Source organism: Corynebacterium variabile, assembly GCF_006539825.1.
Classification (GTDB): domain Bacteria; phylum Actinomycetota; class Actinomycetes; order Mycobacteriales; family Mycobacteriaceae; genus Corynebacterium; species Corynebacterium variabile.
The window spans coordinates 74,165-95,331 of record NZ_BJNT01000016.1 but is presented as its reverse complement, the minus strand read 5'-3'; the positions used below and the strand labels follow the sequence as shown (position 1 = coordinate 95,331).

The window sequence follows — 21,167 nt, the reverse complement described above, 5'->3', positions numbered from 1 at the left end:
CCGCTGACGCACCAGCCGTCCCCTAAATCTGCCAGGGCTCAGGTCGCTTTCACTCTCCGATTGCGACCTGTGACTGGCAGATTTCTGTTGCGGGGTGCCCGCCCGCAGGGGTGCCGGACGTCCCGCGGCAAAAGTACCCTGGTGTCATGAACATCTCCCGACCGGCCAGAATCTCCGGGATGCTCGCGTCCCTGGTGGTCGTCGGCGGGCTCCTCGCCTGTTCCGGTGACGACGGGACAGACGCGGACGCCACCACCACCACCGCGGACGCCACCGGCACCGTGACCCGGACCGTCACGGACACGGTGACGGATACCCCGCCACCGGGCACAGACAACCCGGACAATCCTGGTGACGGCGACAACCCAGGCACCGAGGACCCCGCTCCCCCGCCCCAGGGCCCGCCTGAGGACACGATGCCCGGTCCCGGAACCCAGCTCGACATCACCGAGGTCCGTGCCGGCACCCACGACGGCTACGACCGCATCGTCCTGGAGATGGACGGCACCGGCACCCCGGGGTCTGTCCTGCGCCTGACCGAGAACCCCACCGCCGACGGCTCCGGCTTCCCTGTGGAGTACACCGGCGAGCAGGCTCTGACGGTCGCGGTCCACGGCATCACCTACAACTGGGTGGAGCCCTCGGTCTCGGGCATCCCCGCCGGCTCCGTCGCCTCGGTGAAGGCCATGGGCGCCTTCGAGGGGACGCAGCTCATCGTCATCGGTCTGACCGACGGCGACATCACACTCGACGACATCTCCGCCACCACCCTGGACAGCCCCACCCGCCTGGTCATCGACATCAGGCGGTGAGTTCCACCACCTCGGTGGCGACCCAGGACCGCCCCTCTTTCGGCTTGTCACCGCAGGAGGACATCACCGGGTAGCAGCGCTGCGACTCCAGGGTCACCCGCCAGGAGCGGGCGTCCTCCCCGGTGGACCGGGCTGCCCGGGTCACCAGCAGCGGGGCGTCCTTCCGGCTCTTCGCAGGACGCCGCTCCCCTGCGACGCCTACGCCACCGACAGCACCGGTATTAGCGTAGGCGCTGTTCTTCCCGTACTTGCTGTACTTGCCGTAGACACCGTGCGCGACCGCGGCCTCCTTCACCGCCCGCTCGTAGTCGTAGACGGGCTGGAAGTACCCCTGGCGTTTGAGCGCCTTGAGCTCCTCGTAGCGGCCGGTGATCTTCATCTCGATGCGCTGGGTCATCAGTTCCCCGGCCCGGCGACGCAGTTCCTCGGGCACCATCGCGGCGACGGCGGCATAGTCCGCGGCCCGGTCGGGGGTGTCCCCGGCAGGCGTGGTTGTCGGCTCCGGCTCCTCCGAGGCCGCCGGGGCGTCCTTGTGCTCTTCGTACTCCAGGTAGTCGATGTACGGCGACACCTGCAGCTCGCCGGGTGCCGCGGGATCCCCCGCCTCAGCCAGCACTGCGGCGACAGCGAGCTCGGCGACCTGGGCGCGGGAGTCGAGAGTGCCGCGGCCACGGTTGCCGGTGACCGGGAGGCGTCCGGCGAGAACGTCGTCGAGCATGGCCGATGCCCCGGCGAGGTCGAGGGTGCCGAAGGAGTAGTTCCACGGCAGCAGGATCATCGACGGGGCGAAGCGGTGCCCCTTGGTGTGGGAGGACTCCCACGTGATCTCCGGGTACTCCCGGTGCAGCCCTCCGGCCAGCGGACGTCCCTTCACCGCACAGCACATGTCCCGCTTGCCGTGGGTGCACACCAGCAGCAGCGGGTGGTCGACCCGGACCGCCCCTGGCACCGAGCCGGGCGTGGACAGGTCGACCTGCAGCAGGTCCTCCGGGCCGGTCAGCTCCAGGTACTCCAGTGTCGGAGGCTCGGCACCGGCGTTCGCGATATAGAGGGCGGCGCTGTCCTGCTCCTGCTGCCCCGCCCGGCCCGGTCGTCGGATGAACTGCAGCTGGGCACGGTAGGTCTTGAGGTACCGCTTGATCTGCCCGGTGAGTTCCTTACCGAGCGCCTCACCGTCAAGGATGTCCCTGCCCCACCCGCGGGTGTACTCCAGGGCGAGGATGAGACCGCCGGACTTGGCGGTGCCGGGCAGCGGCTCCACGGTCACGTCGGAGCACGACTGCGACGTACCTGACCGGGGATTTCGTGTGGTGGACATAACTGCAGATTCTAGTAGCTCCCCTCGATGATCCAGGAACTGTCGCGGCACAGCAGCAGATGCGCCCCGGGTTCGTCGGTCGCGATCTGCAGCCGGGCGTAGCGACGGGCGGAGGACGCCTCCCACCAGCGTTCATCGACCGGCCACGGCCCGGCCCACCCGGTGACGGTGACACTCCTGCCACCCCGGTCACCGCGCACCAGCCGGTCCGGGGCGGCACTGAGCAGTCCACGCCCGCTGACCTGCACCTCCGCACCGGCCCCGTCGAGCAGATGGACCTTCCCGCCGCCGGACGCCAGCAGCCCGGGCAACGGTGCAGGCACCGCGCCCTCCCAGTGCCGGGTCGACAGGGCCTGTACCTCCTCGGGGTCCTCCTCGCCGTAAGGCACGGTGACGACGCCTCCGGTGACGGTGTGCCCGCCCCGGTGGACCGGTCGCAGCACCGCCCGGGTACCGATGAGCGCCTGGGCCCGTGCGGCGGCCGCCCGGGCGGCCCTGATGCCGTCATCGGGTCCACCCCACAGGGTCTCGACGACCTCACCGGCCGGGACGCATTCGACCGGGGTCAGGGTGACCGAACGGATACCCGCGGCGTCTGCGGTGCCGGCGCCGCCGTCGGTGTCGTAGGTGTCGCCGCCACGCCCGTTGACGCGGGTCAGCCAGCCGTCGAGCTGCCACCGGATCCGCTGGGCGGTGTCCTCCTCGCCCAGCGGTTCCCGGCACCGCCACAGCCGTTCCACACTGGCCGGCCCGGTGTAGCCTTCCGGCGGCGCGAGTGTGGCCGTCACCGACAGTCGCAGACAGGCCGACCCGGCGGCGGCGAGCGCAGCGTGCAGTTGTGCGGCGGCCCGCCGGGCGAGGAAGGCGGCGGCCTCGGTCGAGGTCACCGGCTCCTCAGGTTCCACGTGGACCTGCGGCGGCCCGGTGACCTGCACCGGGGAGACGGTGCGTTCGGGTTCCCCGGCGGCGATGCGGTGCCAGGTGGCGGCGTCCGCCCCGAAGCGTCCGACGACATCGCGACGCGGCAGGGCGGCGAAGTCCGCGAGCGTGCGGATCCCCAGGTCGGACAGGGTCTCCACCATCACCGTCGGCGCACCGAGCACCGGCTCGGCGGTGAGGATGCCGACCGGCTGCGCAGCCACCCACGCCGCCGACGCTCCGGGGGCGAGCACAGCCCCGGTGAAGGACGCCCATACGGCGCTGACCAGGTCGTCGGCGACGCCGGGGACACAGTCGACACCGGCGCGGGCGGCGGCGTCCACCAGCAGCTCCACCGCCTTCTCCTCGGAACCGTAGTAGCGGGTCAGCGAGCCGGCGGGCACGGCGAGCAGGCCGGGGCGCAGCGTCTCGACAGACGCCGTGACCTGCTCAAGGCCGGTGAGGACCTCCTCATGGGCGGTAGCCTCGGCATCGGCATCCTCCTCGGCGACGGTCAGGGACGGGCAGACGCCGAGGGAGTGCCGTGCCTTCATGCCGACCCTCACACCGGCATGCCGGGCGGCCCGGTTGGCTGCGGCGATCCGGTGGTTGTCGACGACCGCTGCCGGGGCGAGCAGGTCCCAGCCCTGCGCGCAGGCGACGACGTACACCGGCCAGTCCGGGAACCGCAGTGCGATGGTCCTCACAGCGCACGCTCCAGCAGACGGGAGGACGCCACAGGCTGCGTCGCGGGTTCACCGAGGCTCTCCCGGAAGTGCACCGGCGGCTGACCCTGACCGTGGGCCCGGCCGGTGAGGGTGACACCGCGGATCCGGCCGGAACCCCGACCCAGGCCGGTGACCCCGTCCACCCGCCAGTCGAGGTGCAGCCGGGCACCGGGCCAGCCACCGACGACCACGAGAGCACAGCTGCTGCGGCGCAGCCGGGCGTCCACCGGGCGGGCGGCGGTGGGAGCCAGGGGTTTCGCCGTGTGGTGCAGGACCAGGTCCAGGCCTTCGACGAGGGTGCCGAGCACCGCGCCGGTGTGCGGCGACGGGTCGGGGATGACGACGGTCCGGTCAAGGTCCCCACCGGCGGCCTCCACCGCGGCGAGGGCGAGCTGCGGGTAGCCGACCACGGCCGCACATCCGCCGGACGCCGTGACCGTGGCCAGGATGTCGACGAGGGCGGCGGGACAGTCGGCGGCGTCCGTGACCGCACCGCGGGGCAGACCACCGCGGGTGAGGTGGCGCCCCAGCCAGGAAGGGACGCCGAGCGCGTCGGACGCCAGGGTGACCGGACGGTCTGTGGAGGTCGGCTCCTGCGGCGCCCCGTGCTCCGGTTCTGCCACAGGTTCAGGCGTGGTCTCAGGCACCGGGACAACCGGAGATTCCCCGGTGATGAGGGTGATCCGACGACGCAGGTCATCGACCACATCAGCGAGTGGTCCGTCTGTCTTCTCCGCTGCGTCACCCATGCCGACAACCTCCTTTCCCTTACTCCCGAACTGGTGTTTTCCAGTCTCCACTGTTGTACCGTGGACGTCGGACAGCACCGTGCCGACCGGTACCGACTATCAAACACCCGTTCGATACAGATCGTCAAACCCCCTTGTCACCGTCTGCCCCACCTCCCCGTACCTCACTTGGGTGCCGGGCCCACCCGGTAGACTGCCTGGCATGGCAAACAAGGCACGGAAGAGAAAGGTCACCCCGACCCCCGCACCGGTCCCGGACACCCCGCCCGAGCTGAGGATCGGAGTAGCCGCACTCTTCGGCCTCGGCGTCGGCGCACTCGCCACGCCCCTGGACCGCACCGTCCAGGCCGCCCTACTCATCGGCTTCCTCGGCGCCGGCCTGCTGTGGATCTTCAGCCACCCCTACCGTCGGGACGTGCGCACGGCGGTTGAATCCCGCGGGCACCGCTACGCCACGAAATTCAGCCAGCTCATCCCGCTGCTGCCACTGTGGCTCGCCCTCATGCTCGTCCCCGGATTCGAGCTGGACAACTGGTTCGCCGGCCTCGGCATCGCCGTCGTCGGTGCAGCCTACAGCTGGCTGATCATCCCCTTCATCGACGGCACGAAGAACGCCGAAAAGCTGCCCGTCCGCAGCTGACCCCCACCCCACAGACAACTGCGCCCCGACCGGTTGGTCTGAACGTCTCAGACCAACCGGTCGGGGCGCAGTCACGCGTCAGCGGGGACGCGTCACTCCCACTCGATGGTTCCCGGCGGCTTGCTGGTCACGTCGAGCACCACGCGGTTGACCTCGGCCACCTCGTTGGTGATGCGGGTGGAGATCACCTCGAGGGTCTCGTAGGGCACGCGGGTCCAGTCGGCGGTCATGGCGTCCTCACTGGACACCGGACGCAGCACCACGGGGTGACCGTAGGTGCGGCCGTCGCCCTGGACGCCGACGGAGCGGACGTCGGCCAGCAGCACGACGGGGCACTGCCAGATCGTGTTGTCCAGGCCGGCGGCGGTGAGCTCCTCACGGGCGATGGCGTCGGCCTCACGGAGGATGTCCAGGCGCTCGGCGGTGACCTCACCGATGATGCGGATACCCAGGCCCGGGCCAGGGAAGGGCTGACGGCCGACGATGACCTCGGGCAGACCGAGCTCGCGGCCGACCGCACGGACCTCGTCCTTGAACAGCAGACGCAGCGGCTCGACGAGGGTGAACTCCACGTCGTCCGGCAGACCGCCGACGTTGTGGTGGCTCTTGATGTTCGCGGTACCGGAACCGCCGCCGGACTCCACGACGTCCGGGTACAGGGTGCCCTGGACGAGGAAGTCGACGGTGGAACCCTCCGGGGCGTCACCGAGGACGCCGGCGACGGCGCGCTCGAAGGAGCGGATGAACTCCGCGCCGATGGCCTTGCGCTTGGCCTCCGGGTCACTGACCCCGGCCAGCTTCGACAGGAACGCCTCGCGCTCGTCGACGGTGACGAGCTTCGCACCGGTCGCGGCGACGAAGTCGGTCTCGACCTGCTCCCGCTCACCCTTACGCAGCAGACCGTGGTCGACGAAGACGCAGGTCAGACGGTCACCGATGGCGCGCTGCACGAGGGCGGCGGCCACGGCGGAATCCACACCACCGGACAGGCCGCAGATTGCGCGACCTTCCGGACCGACCTGCTCGCGGACGGCCTCGATGAGCTGCTCGGCGATGTTGCCGGCGGTCCAGGTCGGCTCCAGCCCGGCGGTCTCGTAGAGGAAGCGGGTCAGCACCTCCTGGCCGTGCGGGGAGTGCAGCACCTCGGGGTGGTACTGCACACCGGCCATCTGCTTCGCCGGGCACTCGAAGGCCGCCACCGGGGCACCCTCGGAGTGCGCGGTGACCTCGAAGCCCTCGGGAGCCTCGGAGACCGCGTCCCCGTGGCTCATCCAGACCTTGTGGGTCCCCTCGAAGCCGGTGTGCAGCGAACCACCGTCGACGGTGATGTCGGTGCGGCCGTACTCACGGTCACCGGTCTGCGAGACCGTGCCGCCGAGGGCGTGGGTCATGGCCTGGAAGCCGTAGCAGATGCCGAAGACCGGGATGCCGAGCTCCAGCAGACCGGGCTGCAGGGCCGGGGCGCCGTCGGCGTAGACGGAGGAGGGGCCACCGGACAGGATCAGGGCCGCCGGATTCTTCGCGGCGACGTCCTCGGCGGACATGGTGTGCGGGACAACCTCGGAGTAGATCCGGGCCTCACGGACGCGGCGGGCGATGAGCTGCGCGTACTGGGCCCCGAAGTCCACCACGAGGACCGGGCGTGGGTTACCCGGCGTACTGGGATTCTCTGGGTGCGTCACGGCCACAACCCTACCCGACGTGCACCCGCGGGCACCGTGCCGCCTCCGGTTCCGCCCGGCGCAGGATCTCGCGGGTCACCGCAGCATTCTCCCCACGCCCCACGGCGAGGAACCGCAGCATCTCCCTCACCGGCGATGCGGACTCCCAGCTGAAGTAGATGTCCGGCACGACCCCGGTGAAGTCCCGGATGTCGAGGGCGAGCGCGGCAATGGCGTTGGGCACCGCCGTCGCCGAGACCCGGAGCACCGGAACATCGTCCGCCGAGTGCCCGGTGACCTCCAGCGGACGGCTGAAGTCACTGGCGTCCCGCACGACGATCTCGAGGAAGACCAGGGGCCGGTCGTCGACGAGCCGGTTCACCTGCCGCAGCCGTCGCTCCGCGCGGCCGTACACCCCTTCCCCACCGGCGGTCCGGTTCCCCGCGAACGGGGCCAGCCGCAGTTCCCCGGTTCCGGCGACCGCGGTGCGCAGGATGTTCTCCGCCGCCCGGTCGTAGCGGATCTCGTTGCCGCGCAGCTCCAGGGACCGCCGCGTCCGGGACACCGCCGAGACGAGAAGGATCCCGAGGATGAACCACACCGCGATCCGCACGCCCTCCGGACGTTCCACCACATTGGCGAGCAGCGTGTAGCCCAGGACCGCGGTGACTGCCACGAACAGGAGGTGGGGACGCCGTTGGCCGGCGCGTTTCGCCGAGACCGCCACCGCGACCGCACCGGAGGTCAGCAGGACGAGGACACCGGTGGCGTAGGCGGCGGACTGGGCGTCCACGTCCGCCCGGAAGAGGATCACCAGGGCGACAGCGATGACGGTGAGGACGAGGACCATGGGACGGGAGCGTCGCGCCCACTCCGGGGCCATGCCGTAGGCCGGGAGGTACTTCGGGATCAGTGCGAGCAGCCCGGCCATCGCCGAGGCACCGGCGAACCACAGGATGGCGATGGTCGCCGTGTCGTAGACATTGCCGAACGGGTCACCCAGCTCCTCGTGTGCCAGCCAGGCCAGCGCCCGGCCGTTCGCCGCTCCCCCCTCTTCCAGCGCTTCGCCGGGCACCAGCATCGTCACGCACAGCGAGGACGCCACGAGGAACACGCTCATCACCACCGCGCTGGTGAGGATGAGCCGGCGGCCCCGCCGGATCCGGGACTCCCGGGACATGGCCGGGTCGGTCGAATCGGCCGGACGGATCAGCGGCATGACCGAGACCCCGGTCTCGAACCCGGACATGCCGAGAGCGAGCTTCGGGAAGACGATGACCGACACGGCGAGCATCGCCCAGGGCGAGGAGTGTTCCGCGGTCAGTGACGTCGTCCAGTGCGCGACATGTCCGTCCTCGGTGACGATCCGCCACAGGCCCCGGGCCACCACCACGGTGGTCAGTCCGAGGTAGACCATGACAAGCACCACGGACACCCGGACCGCTTCGGTGAACCCGCGGAAGAAGACGACGGCCAGAAGAGCCAGCAGTGACAACGTCACCGGGATGAGCCACGGACTCGAGGAGCTGCTCAGCAGGTGGGTGGAGGCGTCCGAGGCGGACAGGGTGATGGTGATGAGGAAGTCACAGGCGGCGAACCCGAGGAGGACGAGGACGAGGAGTTTGCCCTTCCACCCCGGGACCATCCGGGCGAGCATGCCGACGGAACCCAGTCCGTCCGGCGATTCCCTGGCGATCCTCCGGTAGACGGGGACCGCACCGCAGAGGGTGACGAGGACGAGGATGCCGGTCGCCACCGGGGCCAGGGCACCGGCGGCGGCGACGGCGATGCCCGGCTGGTAGCCGAGGGTGGAGAAGTAGTCCACACCGGAGAGACAGAGAACCTGCCACCAGGGGTGGCGGGAGTCCCGCGTCGCAGTGCGGAGCGGGGTAGGTGACTGAGCCGTGAAGGCGTCGAGGCGCATCTGAGATGCCGCCTGTGCGTTCTGCATGGACGGAAAAGCTACGCCGCCCACCACGGCTCCACAAGGGGTGGGAACGCAGTGAGCGGCGGAAACCTCCGAAACCTCCGAAAGAACTAACGGACGACGAGCGGCACCTTCTGGAAGCTCTTCAGGTCGGTGTAACCGCACTTGGCCATGGACCGCTTCAGGCCACCGACCAGGTTCTCCCGGCCGTAGGGGTTGTCGGTCGGGCCGAAGAGCAGCTTCTCCAGCGGCAGGGCGTCCGTGGACGGGGAGCCGAAGAGACCGGTGACCGCGTCGACCTCACCACGCGGCAGCTGTGGGTGGGCGGCGACGGACGGCCAGAAGTAGCCGCGTCCGCCGGAGTTCTCCGCGAGAGCCAGCGGGGCACCGAGGGAGACCGCATCCGCACCACAGGCGATGGACTTGGCGATGTCGCCGGAGGACTGCAGCTCCGAATCGGCGATGACGTGGACGTAGCGTCCACCGGTCTCGTCGAGGTAGTCCAGGCGGGCGGCCGCGGCGTCCGAGATGGCGGTGGCCATCGGTACGTCGATGCCCAGGGTCTCGGTGTTCGTCGTGGTACCGGCACCGACGATGACACCGGCGACACCGGTGCGCATCAGGTGCATGGCGGTGGAGTAGTCCACCACGCCACCGGCGATGACCGGGGCATCGAGGGAACCGACGAACTCGCGCAGGTCCAGCGGCTCGCCGTCGGAGTAGACGTGCTGGGCGGAGATCAGCGTGCCCTGGATGACCAGCAGGTCCAGACCCGACTTGATCAGGGCCGGGGCCAGCTCACGGGCATGCTGCGGGGAGACGCGCACTCCGAAGGTGACACCGGAGTCTCGGACCTGGGCGATCCGCTCGGCGAGCAGACCGGCGTCCACCGGGGCGGAATGCAGTTCCTGGAGCACCGCCTGGGCCGCGAAGTCCGGCTCCGGCACACCCAGCGGGTCATCCCCGCCGGCCGCGGTGCGGACCTTCTCCAGCGCGCCCTCGAGGTCGGCCTGGCGGCCCCACAGTCCCTCGGCGTTGATGACCGGCAGACCGCCGAGCTTCCCGAACTCGATCGCGAACTCCGGGGTGACCACGGCGTCCGACGGGTGGGACATCACGGGGATGTCGAAGCGGTAGGCGTCGATCTTCCAGGTGGTGTCCACGTCATGGGACGAGCGGGTACGACGGGACGGGACGATGTCGACCTGGTCGAGGCCGAAGACCCGACGGGCCGAGCGGCCCTTGCCGATGCTGACCTGATCCTGCATGTGGTGATCCTTCTGATCCGCGCCTGGTTAGCGCTGGTAGTAGTTCGGGGCCTCGACGGTCATGGTGATGTCGTGCGGGTGCGACTCACGCAGGCCGGCACCGGTGATCTGCACGAAGTGCGCGTCGTTGAGCTCGGCGATCGTGTGGGAACCGGTGTAGCCCATCGCGGCACGCAGGCCACCGACCATCTGGTAGACGATCGCGCCGGCGTCCCCGCGGAAGGGGATGCGTCCCTCGATGCCCTCCGGCACCAGCTTCTCCTCGCTGGTGACGTCGGCCTGGAAGTAGCGGTCCTTGGAGTAGGAGCGCTGCTCGCCGTGCAGGCCACGGCCCTTCATCGCGCCCAGCGAGCCCATGCCGCGGTACATCTTGTACTGCTTGCCGTTGACCACGGTGATCTCGCCCGGGGCCTCGGTCGTACCGGCGAGCAGGGAGCCGAGCATCACCGAGGACGCACCGGCGGCCAGGGCCTTGGCGATGTCACCGGAGTACTGCATGCCACCGTCGGCGATGATCGGGACGCCGGCCTTGCGGGCGGGCACCGCGGCCTCGAGGATCGCGGTGATCTGCGGGGCACCGACGCCGGCGACGACGCGGGTGGTGCAGATGGAACCCGGGCCGATACCGACCTTGATGGCGTCCGCGCCGGCCTCGATCATGGCCTCGGCCGCACCACGGGTGGCGAGGTTGCCGCCGATGACGTCGATCTTGTCGCCGAACTCCTTCTTCACACGGGCGACCATGTCGAGCACGCCGGTGTTGTGGGCGTGGGCGGTGTCGACGACGAGGGCGTCCACACCGGCGTCGACGAGGGTGCCGGCGCGGCGCAGGGAATCCTCACCGGTACCGATGGAGGCACCGCAGAGCAGGCGGCCGGAGCCGTCTTTGGCGGCGTTCGGGAACTTCTCGCGCTTGGCGAAGTCCTTGACCGTGATGAGGCCGGTGAGCTTGCCCGCGCCGTTGACGATCGGCAGCTTCTCGACCTTGTGCTGGCTCAGCAGACGCAGGGCGGCGTCAGCGGAGACACCCTCTTCGGCGACGATGAGCGGCATCGGAGTCATGACGTCGGCGACCTTCGCGGAGAAATCCTCCTCGAAGCGCATGTCGCGGTTGGTGCAGATACCGACGAGCATGCCCTCGGCGTCCACCACCGGCAGACCGGAGATGCGGTAGCGGGCGCACAGCGCGTCCACCTCGGCGATGGTCATGTCGGGGGTGCAGGTCACCGGGTCGGAGACCATGCCGGCCTCGCTGCGCTTGACGATCTCGACCTGCTCGGCCTGGTCGGCGATCGACAGGTTGCGGTGCATGATGCCCATACCACCCTGGCGGGCCATGGCCACAGCCATCCGACCTTCGGTGACGGTGTCCATCGCCGCGGAGATGATCGGCACGTTGAGGGTGATGTTGCGGGTCAGCTGCGTCTTGGTGACAACATTGGACGGGACGACGTCCGAAGCTGCGGGAAGCAGCAGCACGTCGTCGAAAGTCAGGCCGACAAGCTCCACCTTCCGCGGGTCGTCGCCTCCGGTGGTCACATACTGAGCGTCGGTCATGCCCTTGAGTTCCTCCTGCATCCGTGGTTGTCGCCGGTCCCGCGCAACCGTGTACGCACCAGAATAACCCCCGGCGCCCACGGGTCCAGCATCGCCTCTGATGCGGTGCCGGAGCAGACCTGTACGGTGGACGGTGTGAACTACGATGACGCGCTGATGCCTCCGGACCCCTTCGCCGGGGACCCGAATGACCCGGCGTCGTTCCTGGAGCCCGACGACGACTACCCCGAAGGGCCGGTCTCCGATGAGGAGCGGGTCCTGCTGCGGGAGGACCTGACCAATGTCCGCCGCTTCCGCGAGCTGCTCGAACCCCGCGGCGTCCGCGGGATCTCGATGCTCTGCGACGACTGCGACGAGCTCCACTACTACGACTGGCCGATCATCCTGGCCAACATCACGACCCTGCTCAGCGGGGACGCCGTCCCGGTCCACGAGCCCGGTGCCGCCCCCGACCCGGACTTCTACGTGTCCTGGGAGTACTGCGCCGGCTACGCGGACGCCATCGACTGGATCGAACAGGAGCACCGGGCCAACCCCCGGTTCCGGTTCTGATCCGCCCCCACCGCCCCGACCAGGAGACTGGAAGACCTGGAAACTAGGAGCCTGCGATGGCTGCTGCTGCCGCAGCCTGGCCGGTGGTGCCGTCATCGACCTTGTCATTCGTGGGAACGCCCGGTTCCGACGGCACGTCGGGGTCGGACGTCTCGCCCGGAGTCTCCGGCTCAGTCCAGGTAGGGTCCTCTCCCTCGCTGGGAGCCTCCGTCCCGTCCGGGTCGCTGGGCTCCCCGGGCTCGTCCGATCCTTCAGTAGATTCCGTGGTGCCGCCGCCCTCGGTCGGGTCGGTACTGCCCTCGGCCTCGGTCGACGAGCCGTCACTCTCCGTACCGCTGGTGGTCCCGGACTCCGAGGGTTCCTCGCTCGCCGACCCAGAGGTCGCAGACGAGGACGCACCGGGGGTCGTGGACCGCTCGGACTCGGACGTCGTGGCCGCACCATCCTCCGGGCGGTACTCCTGCTCGTCAGTGACCGCGTCACGGGCCGGGATGCCCGGGATCGCACCGTGGTAGGCGGCGACACCGAATCCGCCGACGGCGATGGCCGCGGCGACGCCACCGGCGATCACCATGCCGGTGACCGAGATGCCGCCGGCTGCCGCGGCACGGCCGGTGAAGCCCAGACCGCGAAGCCGGCGGTGACGTGCGGACTCGATCGGGGTGACCGCCGCTCCAGCGGTATCAGCACTCTCCGCGTCCAGCAGGGCGTTGATGTCCGGCGGGGTGACCGAGACGGCGGCAGACGCTGCGTCCAGCTCCGCACGGGCGTCGGCGAGGAGGCCGATAAGCTTGTCATCGGTCTCGGGGTGCTCCCCCGCGGCTACTGCGTCCAGCAGCCTGTCGAGCCTGATGACGGCGTCGGCATCCCCGCCGCCGTTCACGCTCTCCATGTCCCGGTCGTTCATTCCTGTGTCCTCGCATCCTCGTGCCCGCCGTCACGTTCCTCAAGGACCGCCCGCATCTTCGCCAGCGCCCGGAACTGTGCGACTCGCACCGCTCCTGCCGTGGAGCCGACCATGGCAGCGGTCTCCTCGGCGGAATACCCGCCGAAGACCCTGAGGGACACGATCCTGCGTGCCTTCTCTCCCAGCACATCGAGCAGGTCGGAGACTTCGTTACACGAGCTCCGGTCGAGTGTCAGCGTTTCCGGGGTGTCCCGCGTGACTTCATTGTCCGGGATCTCGTCGGTGGGTACCGACAGGTCACGCCCCTGGGAGCGGCGGGCGTCCACGATCTTGTTGGCGGCGATGCGGTAGACGAAGGCCATGAAGGGGCGGCCCTCCTCCCGGTATCCGGGCAGGGCCCTCGCCACAGCGAGGCATATCTCCTGGGTGAGGTCTTCGGGGGTCGGGTACCGCGTGGCGGGGATGCGCAGGCGACAGTAACGGAGAACAGCAGGGTGGATGATGTCGATGACCTGCTGGAGAGCCCTCCGGTCCCCGTTCACCGCTGACGGGACCAGCCGCGAGAGCTGTGCGTCCGTATCGTCAGTAGCCTTCATCGTCCTGTCTTCATCTGTCGCTCTCGACGCCCCCTCTCATGACAGGGCCACCGGTGAAAATTACCACAGGTCCGATTGTGGAACGGCACCGTACGAACACCGTACGAGCACCTGACGACGGGACTCGGACCGTGCCCGAAGGATCGTTTCTGAAAGCATGTCGCCCCTGACCACCCCCTCACAGGGGTAGCATCCGACGATTCGCGCTGCCGTCGCAGAAAACCTGTCCTAACGTGTGTTTCCCGACGAAATGCGGGACACACAGGGATTACCCGGTTACGGACACACAGTCCGAACATTCGGCATCTTCTCGACAACAGGCTGTTACGTGGCGTTCACGAGCGGCCGCGAAGCTGTGGTCATCGGATCACGACAGTGTGATCCGGGGAAAGACTCCAGACAGACTTCAGACACGAGGAGAATCACCATGCCGCAGCCGAGCCAGCTTCCTGGACCGACCTCTGATTTCTGGGAGTGGCAGCTCCGCGGCGCCTGCCGGGGTGCGGCCTCCGCCGTGTTCTTCCACCCGGACGGCGAGCGTGGCCGGGCCCGGACCATGCGCGAGCACCGCGCCAAGGCGATCTGCCGCGAGTGCCCGGTGCTGGTACAGTGCCGCGACCACGCCCTGGCCGTCGGCGAGGTCTACGGCATCTGGGGCGGGATGAGCGAGTCCGAGCGCGCCGCCGCCGACCGCCGTCAGCGCGCCGGTCGGGTCGTGGGCCGCGTCACTGGCGGGGCGAGCCGCACCGCCCGCGAGGTCCACGTCTCCGCGTAGGACGCGGGGACGTCCGTCCCCTCATTGAGGACGCCGCCACCGACTCTCCCCTACCCCGCACCTACCCTGCGCCATCGGGTTGCGTCCAGCACCATCCGGCTGGGACGGTTTCCCCGCCCGGATCGACACAGCCCGATGGCGCTGAACCGAACCGGATGGCATTCACGGCGAATCACCCTGAAGCGCCCGTACCTCCGGTCGAGCGTCCGGACACTGACGCGGTACAACATCAGACCGCACCAGACCGCACCAGACGAGACAGAACGACACAGGAAGACACAGGACGACCACGCACAGCAGAGAGGCACGGCCCCCGTGACGGGGACCGTGCCTCTCAGTGTGTCCGGCGGGCCCGGCAGGCCCGGCAGGCCCGGCGTCTCAGCGCCTAGTGGTGGTGACCGTGGCCGGCCGCGGCGGGGGCAGCCACAGCGGGCTTGTCCACGACGGCGGTCTCGGTGGTCAGGACCATCCGCGCCACGGAGGTCGCGTTGACGACCGCCGAGTGGGTGACCTTCACCGGGTCGATGATGCCCTGCTCGAGCAGGTTGCCGTACTCGCCGGTGGCGGCGTTGAAGCCCTCACCGTTGGCGCGCTCGGCGATCTTGGAGACCACCACGGCGCCGTCGAGACCGGCGTTGTCGGCGATCCAGAAGGCGGGACGGCGCAGTGCGCGGGCCAGGGCCTTCACACCGACGGCCTGATCACCCTCGAAGGACGCGGCGAACTCGTCGAGCTCCGCGGCGATCTGCACCAGGACGGAACCGCCACCGGCGATCACACCTTCCTGGGCGGCGGCACGGGCGGCGTTGATGGCGTCCTCGATGCGCAGCTTGCGCTCGTTGACCTCGGTCTCGGTGGCGCCACCGGCACGGATGACGGCGACACCTCCGGACAGCTTGGCCAGTCGCTCCTCGAGCTTCTCCCGGTCCCAGGTGGAATCGGTCTTCTCGATCTCGGAACGGATCTGGGTACGGCGGGCCTCGAGGTCCGCGGCGGTACCCGCACCGTCGACGATGACCGTCTCGTCCTTGGTGACCGTGATCCGGCGGGCGGTGCCGAGATCCTCGATCTTCACCTCGGAAAGGTTGCCGCCGATCTCCTTGTCCACGACGGAACCGCCGGTGACGACGGCGAGGTCGTCCATGAAGGCCTTCCGTCGGTCACCGAAGTACGGCGCCTTCACGGCGACGACCTTGATGGACTTACGGATGGAGTTCACGACGAGCATCTGCAGCGGCTCACCCTCGACGTCCTCGGCGACGATGAACAGTTCCTTGCCGGACTTGGCGACCTGCTCCAGGACGGGCAGGAAGTCGGGCAGGGAGCTGATCTTCTCGCGGACAAGGAGCACCAGGGCGTTCTCAAGGACGGCGTGGCCGGTCTCCTCTTCGGTGGCGAAGTAGGGGGACAGGTAGCCCTTGTCGAAGGAGACACCCTCGGTGACGACGAGTTCGTCGGAGATGGACTGCGACTCTTCGACGGTGAGGACGCCGTCCTTGCCGACCTTGTCCATGGCCTCGGAGACCTTGGCGCCGATCTCGGCGTCACGGGAGGAGACGGTGGCGACGTTGGCGATCGCGGAGCTGTCGGCGACCGGCTGGGCGCGCTCGCGCAGGGACGCCAGGGCCTTCTCGGCGGCGGCGTCGATGCCACGGTTGAGCTCCAGCGGGTTGGCGCCGGCGGCGACGATCCGCATGCCCTCGTTGATGAGGGCCTGTGCCAGCAGGGTGGCGGTGGTGGTGCCGTCACCGGCGATGTCGTTGGTCTTGATGGCGACCGACTTCACCAGCTGGGCACCGAGGTTCTCGAAGGGGTCCTCGAGATCGATGTCGCGGGCGATGGTGACGCCGTCGTTGGTGACGGTCGGGCCACCGAAGGCCTTGTCGAGCACGACGTTCCGGCCCTTGGGGCCGAGGGTGACGCGCACGGAGTCCGCCAACGTGTCGACACCGCGCTGGAGGCCTTCACGGGCCTCCTGGTCAAATGCGATGAGCTTCGACATGGGGCTCCTACTTCTCGATGACGGCGAGGATGTCGCGCTGGCTCAGGAGCAGGTACTCCTGGCCGTCGTACTTGAGCTCGGTGCCGCCGTAGCGGGAGAAGACGACGGTGTCGCCCTCCTTGACGTCCATCGGGATGCGGTCGTCGTCATCGGCCCAGCGGCCCGGTCCGACGGCGACGACGGTGGCCTCCTGCGGCTTCTCCTTGGCGGAGTCCGGGATGACCAGACCGGACGCGGTGGTGGTCTCAGCCTCGACGATCTGGACGAGGACGCGGTCCTCGAGGGGCTTGATGTTGACGTTGGCCACGATGAATACCTCCGTGTATTCAGTCCGAATGAGTTTGCTTGTGCCGGTTGGTGAGCCTGCACAGCCGTCGTCGCGGGTGAACAACTGTGTGTCTTGCAACCTCCTGGCACTCTACCCTGGTTGAGTGCTAACGCTCAACCTCTCCGAGTGCCAGCACGGGAACTTCGACGTCCATCGACGGGTCGGTCGCGACCCGCAGTCCACTCGGCGCGGTCCCCGCCCCGATAAGGTGGGCGGCCAGTGTCGCGATCATCACGCCGTTGTCGGTGCACAACGGCAGCGGAGGGACGTGCAGCGTCACCCCGGCGGAGGCGCAACGTGCCGCGGCCAGGGCGCGCAACCGGCGGTTCGCCGACACTCCCCCGCCGAGCAGCAGGACGGACGCCCCGGTGTCGCGGCAGGCCTTCACCGCCTTGGCGGTCAGCACGTCGACCACGGCCTCCTGGAAGGACGCGCAGAGGTCCTCGACGGCGACGGTCTCCCCACGCCGGTCCGCCTGTTCGACGAAACGGGCCACCGCGGTCTTCAACCCGGAGAAGGAGAAGTCGTAGGCGGGGTCCGACTTCTTCGACAGGCCACGCGGGAAGGGCACGGCGGTCGGGTCGCCGTTCGCCGCGAGCCGGTCGATGACCGGGCCACCCGGGTAGCCGAGACCGAGCAGGCGGGCAACCTTGTCGTAGGCCTCGCCGGCGGCATCGTCGAGGGTGGAGCCGAGCTCACGCATCGGCTTACCCACACCGTGGACCTCGAGGATCTGGGTGTGACCGCCACTGACCAGCAGGGCGACGGCATGGGGCAGGTCGTCGGGGATGTCGGCGTCCCGGTTCCCGCCGTAGGCGTCGCCGGTGTGGAGGGTGTCCACGGCGACGTGGCCACCGAGGTGGTTGACCCCGTAGAAAGGCACCTCCCAGGCTGCGGCACAGGCCTTTGCTGCGGCGGCGCCGACGAGCAGGGCACCGGCCAGCCCCGGCCCGACGGTCGCGGAGACGGCGTCCGGGCGGGTGCGTCCGGTGGCCTTCTCCAGGTCGGCGCGGGCGGCCTGCAGGGTCGGCACGAGCGCCTCCAGGTGGGCTCGCGAGGCGATCTCGGGGACCACGCCGCCGAAGCGGGCGTGCTGCTCCATGGAGGACGCCACCCTGTTGCTGATCTGTGTGACGCGGGTCTGGCCCTCGTGCTCCCCCAGTTCGACGATGCCGACGCCGGTCTCGTCACAGGAACTCTCGATACCCAGGATGATGCGCGGGGTGGACGCCGGGGCGACGGCGTTGTCGGTCACCACCGAGGGTTGCACGGCCGCGGGGCGGTGCATGGTGAAGGCGTCCGCCCCGGAGGGCTGGTAGTAGCCCCTCCGGGTGCCGGTGACGGTGAATCCGTAGGTGCGGTAGAGACCGACGGCGGGCTCGCTGTCGGTGCGGACCTCGAGGAAGACCGGGCCACCGTGCCGGTCGGCGAGTTCGATCAGCGGGTCCATGAGCAGTTTCGACCAGCCGTGCCCCTGCGCGTCCGGGGACAGGGCGATGGTGTGGACCTCGAACTCGGGGTCGTCCAGCGGGCCGGCCATGGCCAGGCCGGCGAAGCCCAGCAGGGTGCCCTCCCGGAACAGGCCGATGTAGCGGGTGTGTGGGGCGGCGATCTCCGAGCGGAAGGCAGCCGCCGACCACGGGGAATCGCCGGCGAAGACGGACTCCTCGATGGTGGCGCAGGCCTCGGCGTCCTCCACGGTCAGGGCGGCGACGACCGGGGCCCCGACCGCCTCGGCAAGATCGACACCGCTGAAATCCAGGGCCTCGGAGACCGGTTTGCGGGTCGGCACGACGGCATCCGGACGGCGCAGGTAGAGCGCACCCAGCGGCTCGCCGGGGCGTCGGAGTCCGGCGAGGGTGTGGCGGCGGAGGGCGGCGGTGACCAGGCCCTCGGGCGTGGGGTGGGCGTCCTCGTCGGTGACATTCCAGGAGGCGGGCACCAGCTCGGGCTTCGCTGCGATCTCGCGGGCGGCGAGCACGGTGGCGTCCGGATGACGGTCGGTGAGGACGCCGGGGGCGGAGACTGACGGTCCGTCGACGATGGCGGCGGTGGTGGCGTCCACCACGGACCAGTACCACTCGCGGCGTCGGGCATCGGAGACCACCAGGACGGGCGACGAGTCGGGGGTTCCCGTGGAGCAGGCGGTGGCGACGTGGCTCTCAACGCCGTGGACCGGGATGTTCAGCGCCTCACCGAAGGCCGCACCGGTGGCCATGCCGACCCGCAGGCCGGTGAACGGGCCGGGGCCGGTACCGACCACGACGGCGTCCAGGTCGGCGGGGCTCAGACCCGCCTGCGCGAGGCAGTCGACGATGTTCGGGGTGAGCACCTCCATGTGCCCGCGCGGGTTGAGCTCGGTGCGGTGGGCGAGGGTGCGGACGGCGTCTTCAGAGACCTCGACCACTCCGGCGATGACATAGGAGGTGGACGTGTCGACCGAGAGAACATGCATGACCACGGATTCTACTTCCCCCGCCCCCGGTGAAGATAAGGCGGAACCCCGCTGCACTCTCCATTTGCAGCGGGGTTCCTGTTGGATACACCCCTCACAGTGATCCGAGACCCATTATGCACCTGATGCGTCATCTACACAATCCCGTGCGCCTTATTTCCCCCGGAGAACCCTGTCGGGGGTTTAACTAAGGGGGAGTCACAAACAGTGACTAGTGCCGGTCGAGCCAGGTCCACCGCAGGTCACGGGGTTCATCATCGTCAGCCAGAGCATCAGGGTTCCCGCTACCGTCTCCGCCGTCGCGCACGATCTCCACGTCGATGACCCGGGTCGACAACGTCTCCACCACTCCCCTGCCCCACTCCGCGACGAGCACCCGGTCCCCCAGGTCGTCATCGACGTCGAGGGACTCCAGGATGTCGAGTACCGCCTCACGGGGGATGTCCGCCCCGCCCTCACTGACGGCGGTGTGCACGGCGTCCCCGAGCAGCCGGTAGGCGTCCATGTGGAGCAGGCCGACCCCGGCGGAACCGTCGGAACGGGTGCCTGCCTTGTGCTCGCGGATGATGGTGAACGTCGGCGACTGCACGCGCCCCGTCGCCCCCAGTCCGCGGACGAGTCCCTGGGTGAAGGTGGTCTTCCCCGCACCCAGCGGCCCGGTGAGCACGACCACGTCACCGGCCTGCAGAACCGCGCCGAGCTGCTCGCCGAGGTCGCGCATGGCCTCGGCGGAGGACGCCGGCGCTGTCCCGGACGGGGCGGTGAAGTCAGCGGTGAAGTCGGCGCCCACGGTTCACTCCGCCACAGGAATGGTCCGGCGGGCGACACGGCCGCCGCGCGGCATGGTGAGGATCTCGTAGTCGATGGTGCCCGCGGCGTCCGCGATCTCGCGGACGCTGCGTCCTCCCTCGCCGAAGATGACCGCCCAGTCGCCGGGACGCACCGACGCGCCCGGGCCCTCGTCAGCCACGGGCCCGAGGTCGACGACGATCTGGTCCATGCAGACCCGACCGATCTGCGGGTACCAGGTGCCGTCGATGGCCACGCCGAAGTTGCCGGACATCGCCCGGGGCAGGCCGTCGGCGTAGCCCATGGCGACCACAGCGGTGCAGTGGTCCTCCGGAGCGATCCAGTGGTGACCGTAGCTGACACCCTCACCCTTCTCGACGATGCGGGTGGTGACGACCTTCGCGCGCAGCGTCATCGCGGGACGCAGCTCCACGCCGCTGGGGATCGCACACGGGTCCACCCCGTAGATCCCGACGCCGGGACGCACCATCTCGTGGCGCAGGTCGACCCGCGAGAGGGCTGCCGGGGTGTTGGCGATGTGGTTGACCGGGACGTCGATGCCACGGGCACGGCACTCCCCGATCCGGGCGGAGAACCGCTTCTCCTGCAGATCCGTCGTCGGTGACATCGGGTCATCCGCACTGGCGAAGTGGGAGAACAGGCCGGTGACGTCGATCAGTCCGGCGTCGACCGCGGCCTCGGCGGCGTCCAGGGCGGCGGGCCACTCCGTCGGGCTGATGCCGGAGCGGGACAGTCCGGTGTCCACCATCAGACCGACCTTCAGCGGGCGTCCTGCCTCGGCGGACCCGGCGGCGGTGGTAACCGCGGCCTCCAGGTGCGCCAGCGAGGGGATGCCGAGGGTGATGTCCTGTTCGGCGGCCCCGCGCAGGTCCTCCCCGACGATCCATATCCACGCGGTGACCGGGGCGCTGACCCCGGCGTCCCGCAGCGCGAGAGCCTCACCGAGGGTGGCGACGCCGAGCTCTGCGGCGCCGGCGTCCACCGCGGTACGGGCCACATCGGCCATGCCGTGGTTGTAGGCGTCGGCCTTCACCACGGCCATGACGCCGGCCGGGGCGACGAGCCCCGCCAACGTGCGCACATTGTGCGCCACCGCATTGAGGTCGATGACTGTTTCAGCGAGGACGTGCGTGGTGTTCGTGGTTCCGTTCCTTCGTTCTGTGT

18 protein-coding genes are annotated in these 21,167 nt (G+C 69.5%); 4 read left to right on the top strand and 14 right to left on the bottom strand.

The window, feature by feature from the left end; translation table 11 throughout:
- Nucleotides 1-146 precede the first annotated feature (146 nt).
- Nucleotides 147-812 (top strand): AMIN-like domain-containing (lipo)protein, encoded by a 666-nt coding sequence (locus tag CVA01_RS10530; protein WP_141330581.1) that lies wholly within the window; start codon nt 147-149, stop codon nt 810-812.
- On the opposite strand, the gene CVA01_RS10525 is transcribed toward CVA01_RS10530, so the two are convergent.
- Genes CVA01_RS10525 through imuA' form a run of 3 tightly spaced genes read right to left on the bottom strand, consistent with a single transcriptional unit; the run spans nt 802 to nt 4,525 of the window.
- Entirely contained in the window at nt 802-2,130 is a 1,329-nt protein-coding gene (locus CVA01_RS10525) for a sucrase ferredoxin (RefSeq protein WP_141330579.1), read from the bottom strand. The two genes, CVA01_RS10530 and CVA01_RS10525, sit on opposite strands and share 11 nt — an antisense overlap.
- An 11-nt stretch (nt 2,131-2,141) precedes the next feature.
- Entirely contained in the window at nt 2,142-3,755 is a 1,614-nt protein-coding gene (locus CVA01_RS10520) for a Y-family DNA polymerase (RefSeq protein ID WP_014010782.1), read from the bottom strand.
- Entirely contained in the window at nt 3,752-4,525 is a 774-nt protein-coding gene (gene imuA', locus CVA01_RS10515) for a DnaE2-dependent mutagenesis accessory factor ImuA' (RefSeq protein ID WP_244938260.1), read from the bottom strand. Before imuA' ends, CVA01_RS10520 begins: the two co-directional genes overlap by 4 nt.
- Nucleotides 4,526-4,727: 202 nt before the next feature.
- On the opposite strand from imuA', the gene CVA01_RS10510 reads away from it, so the two are divergent.
- On the top strand, nt 4,728-5,165 hold the full coding sequence (locus CVA01_RS10510; protein ID WP_082796349.1) for a hypothetical protein: 438 nt from the start codon (nt 4,728-4,730) through the stop codon (nt 5,163-5,165).
- A gap of 92 nt (nt 5,166-5,257) precedes the next feature.
- Here CVA01_RS10510 and guaA read toward each other — a convergent pair whose 3' ends face one another.
- From guaA to guaB, 4 genes are all read right to left on the bottom strand, one after another.
- Nucleotides 5,258-6,847: a glutamine-hydrolyzing GMP synthase gene (gene guaA / locus CVA01_RS10505; protein ID WP_141330577.1), complete on the bottom strand. Its 1,590-nt coding sequence runs from the start codon at nt 6,845-6,847 to the stop codon at nt 5,258-5,260.
- Nucleotides 6,848-6,857: 10 nt separating this feature from the next.
- Nucleotides 6,858-8,750, bottom strand: coding sequence for an amino acid transporter (locus tag CVA01_RS10500; protein WP_141330608.1), 1,893 nt, complete (start codon nt 8,748-8,750; stop codon nt 6,858-6,860).
- Between the two features lie 113 nt (nt 8,751-8,863).
- Entirely contained in the window at nt 8,864-10,021 is a 1,158-nt protein-coding gene (locus CVA01_RS10495) for a GuaB3 family IMP dehydrogenase-related protein (protein ID WP_073883343.1), read from the bottom strand.
- 27 nt (nt 10,022-10,048) lie between these two features.
- Nucleotides 10,049-11,578: an IMP dehydrogenase gene (guaB, locus tag CVA01_RS10490; RefSeq protein ID WP_041630714.1), complete on the bottom strand. Its 1,530-nt coding sequence runs from the start codon at nt 11,576-11,578 to the stop codon at nt 10,049-10,051.
- Between the two features lie 135 nt (nt 11,579-11,713).
- On the opposite strand from guaB, the gene CVA01_RS10485 reads away from it, so the two are divergent.
- A complete protein-coding gene (locus tag CVA01_RS10485) occupies nt 11,714-12,130 on the top strand; it encodes a DUF5319 domain-containing protein (protein WP_141330575.1) in 417 nt (138 codons plus the stop codon).
- A 43-nt stretch (nt 12,131-12,173) separates the two neighbouring features.
- Here CVA01_RS10485 and CVA01_RS10480 read toward each other — a convergent pair whose 3' ends face one another.
- Together CVA01_RS10480 and shbA are read right to left on the bottom strand one after the other, a co-directional pair.
- A complete protein-coding gene (locus CVA01_RS10480; RefSeq protein ID WP_141330573.1) occupies nt 12,174-13,037 on the bottom strand; it encodes a hypothetical protein in 864 nt (287 codons plus the stop codon).
- Nucleotides 13,034-13,633 carry an RNA polymerase sigma factor ShbA gene (gene shbA, locus CVA01_RS10475; protein WP_014010790.1) on the bottom strand — a complete coding sequence of 200 codons (600 nt, stop codon included), beginning with the start codon at nt 13,631-13,633 and terminating at the stop codon, nt 13,034-13,036. Before shbA ends, CVA01_RS10480 begins: the two co-directional genes overlap by 4 nt.
- Before the next feature lie 427 nt (nt 13,634-14,060).
- On the opposite strand from shbA, the gene CVA01_RS10470 reads away from it, so the two are divergent.
- Complete coding sequence (locus tag CVA01_RS10470; RefSeq protein ID WP_014010791.1) at nt 14,061-14,408, top strand: WhiB family transcriptional regulator; 348 nt, start codon at nt 14,061-14,063, stop codon at nt 14,406-14,408.
- Between the two features lie 385 nt (nt 14,409-14,793).
- On the opposite strand, the gene groL is transcribed toward CVA01_RS10470, so the two are convergent.
- The 5 genes from groL to alr all read right to left on the bottom strand — a co-directional run bounded on the left by groL (nt 14,794) and on the right by alr (nt 21,111).
- On the bottom strand, nt 14,794-16,410 hold the full coding sequence (gene groL / locus CVA01_RS10465) for a chaperonin GroEL (protein ID WP_141330571.1): 1,617 nt from the start codon (nt 16,408-16,410) through the stop codon (nt 14,794-14,796).
- Between the two features lie 7 nt (nt 16,411-16,417).
- Nucleotides 16,418-16,717, bottom strand: a complete 300-nt coding sequence (gene groES, locus CVA01_RS10460; protein ID WP_014010793.1) for a co-chaperone GroES — start codon at nt 16,715-16,717, stop codon at nt 16,418-16,420.
- A gap of 127 nt (nt 16,718-16,844) precedes the next feature.
- Nucleotides 16,845-19,193, bottom strand: a complete 2,349-nt coding sequence (tsaD, locus tag CVA01_RS10455; protein WP_141330569.1) for a tRNA (adenosine(37)-N6)-threonylcarbamoyltransferase complex transferase subunit TsaD — start codon at nt 19,191-19,193, stop codon at nt 16,845-16,847.
- A 211-nt stretch (nt 19,194-19,404) separates the two neighbouring features.
- Nucleotides 19,405-19,983 carry a tRNA (adenosine(37)-N6)-threonylcarbamoyltransferase complex ATPase subunit type 1 TsaE gene (gene tsaE / locus CVA01_RS10450; protein ID WP_244938259.1) on the bottom strand — a complete coding sequence of 193 codons (579 nt, stop codon included), beginning with the start codon at nt 19,981-19,983 and terminating at the stop codon, nt 19,405-19,407.
- A gap of 3 nt (nt 19,984-19,986) precedes the next feature.
- On the bottom strand, nt 19,987-21,111 hold the full coding sequence (gene alr, locus CVA01_RS10445; protein ID WP_141330567.1) for an alanine racemase: 1,125 nt from the start codon (nt 21,109-21,111) through the stop codon (nt 19,987-19,989).
- Nucleotides 21,112-21,167 lie beyond the last annotated feature (56 nt).

Excerpts from the sequence above, each read along its gene's own strand:
- CVA01_RS10525 (WP_141330579.1), bottom strand. The coding sequence starts at position 2,130 with ATGTCCACCACACGAAATCCCCGGTCAGGTACGTCGCAGTCGTGCTCC.
- CVA01_RS10530 (WP_141330581.1), top strand. The coding sequence starts at position 147 with ATGAACATCTCCCGACCGGCCAGAATCTCCGGGATGCTCGCGTCCCTG.
- shbA (WP_014010790.1), bottom strand. The coding sequence starts at position 13,633 with ATGAAGGCTACTGACGATACGGACGCACAGCTCTCGCGGCTGGTCCCG.
- CVA01_RS10495 (WP_073883343.1), bottom strand. The coding sequence starts at position 10,021 with ATGCAGGATCAGGTCAGCATCGGCAAGGGCCGCTCGGCCCGTCGGGTC.
- CVA01_RS10480 (WP_141330573.1), bottom strand. The coding sequence starts at position 13,037 with ATGAACGACCGGGACATGGAGAGCGTGAACGGCGGCGGGGATGCCGAC.
- imuA' (WP_244938260.1), bottom strand. The coding sequence starts at position 4,525 with ATGGGTGACGCAGCGGAGAAGACAGACGGACCACTCGCTGATGTGGTC.
- CVA01_RS10510 (WP_082796349.1), top strand. The coding sequence starts at position 4,728 with ATGGCAAACAAGGCACGGAAGAGAAAGGTCACCCCGACCCCCGCACCG.
- guaB (WP_041630714.1), bottom strand. The coding sequence starts at position 11,578 with ATGACCGACGCTCAGTATGTGACCACCGGAGGCGACGACCCGCGGAAG.
- tsaD (WP_141330569.1), bottom strand. The coding sequence starts at position 19,193 with ATGCATGTTCTCTCGGTCGACACGTCCACCTCCTATGTCATCGCCGGA.
- CVA01_RS10500 (WP_141330608.1), bottom strand. The coding sequence starts at position 8,750 with ATGCGCCTCGACGCCTTCACGGCTCAGTCACCTACCCCGCTCCGCACT.
- CVA01_RS10470 (WP_014010791.1), top strand. The coding sequence starts at position 14,061 with ATGCCGCAGCCGAGCCAGCTTCCTGGACCGACCTCTGATTTCTGGGAG.
- groL (WP_141330571.1), bottom strand. The coding sequence starts at position 16,410 with ATGTCGAAGCTCATCGCATTTGACCAGGAGGCCCGTGAAGGCCTCCAG.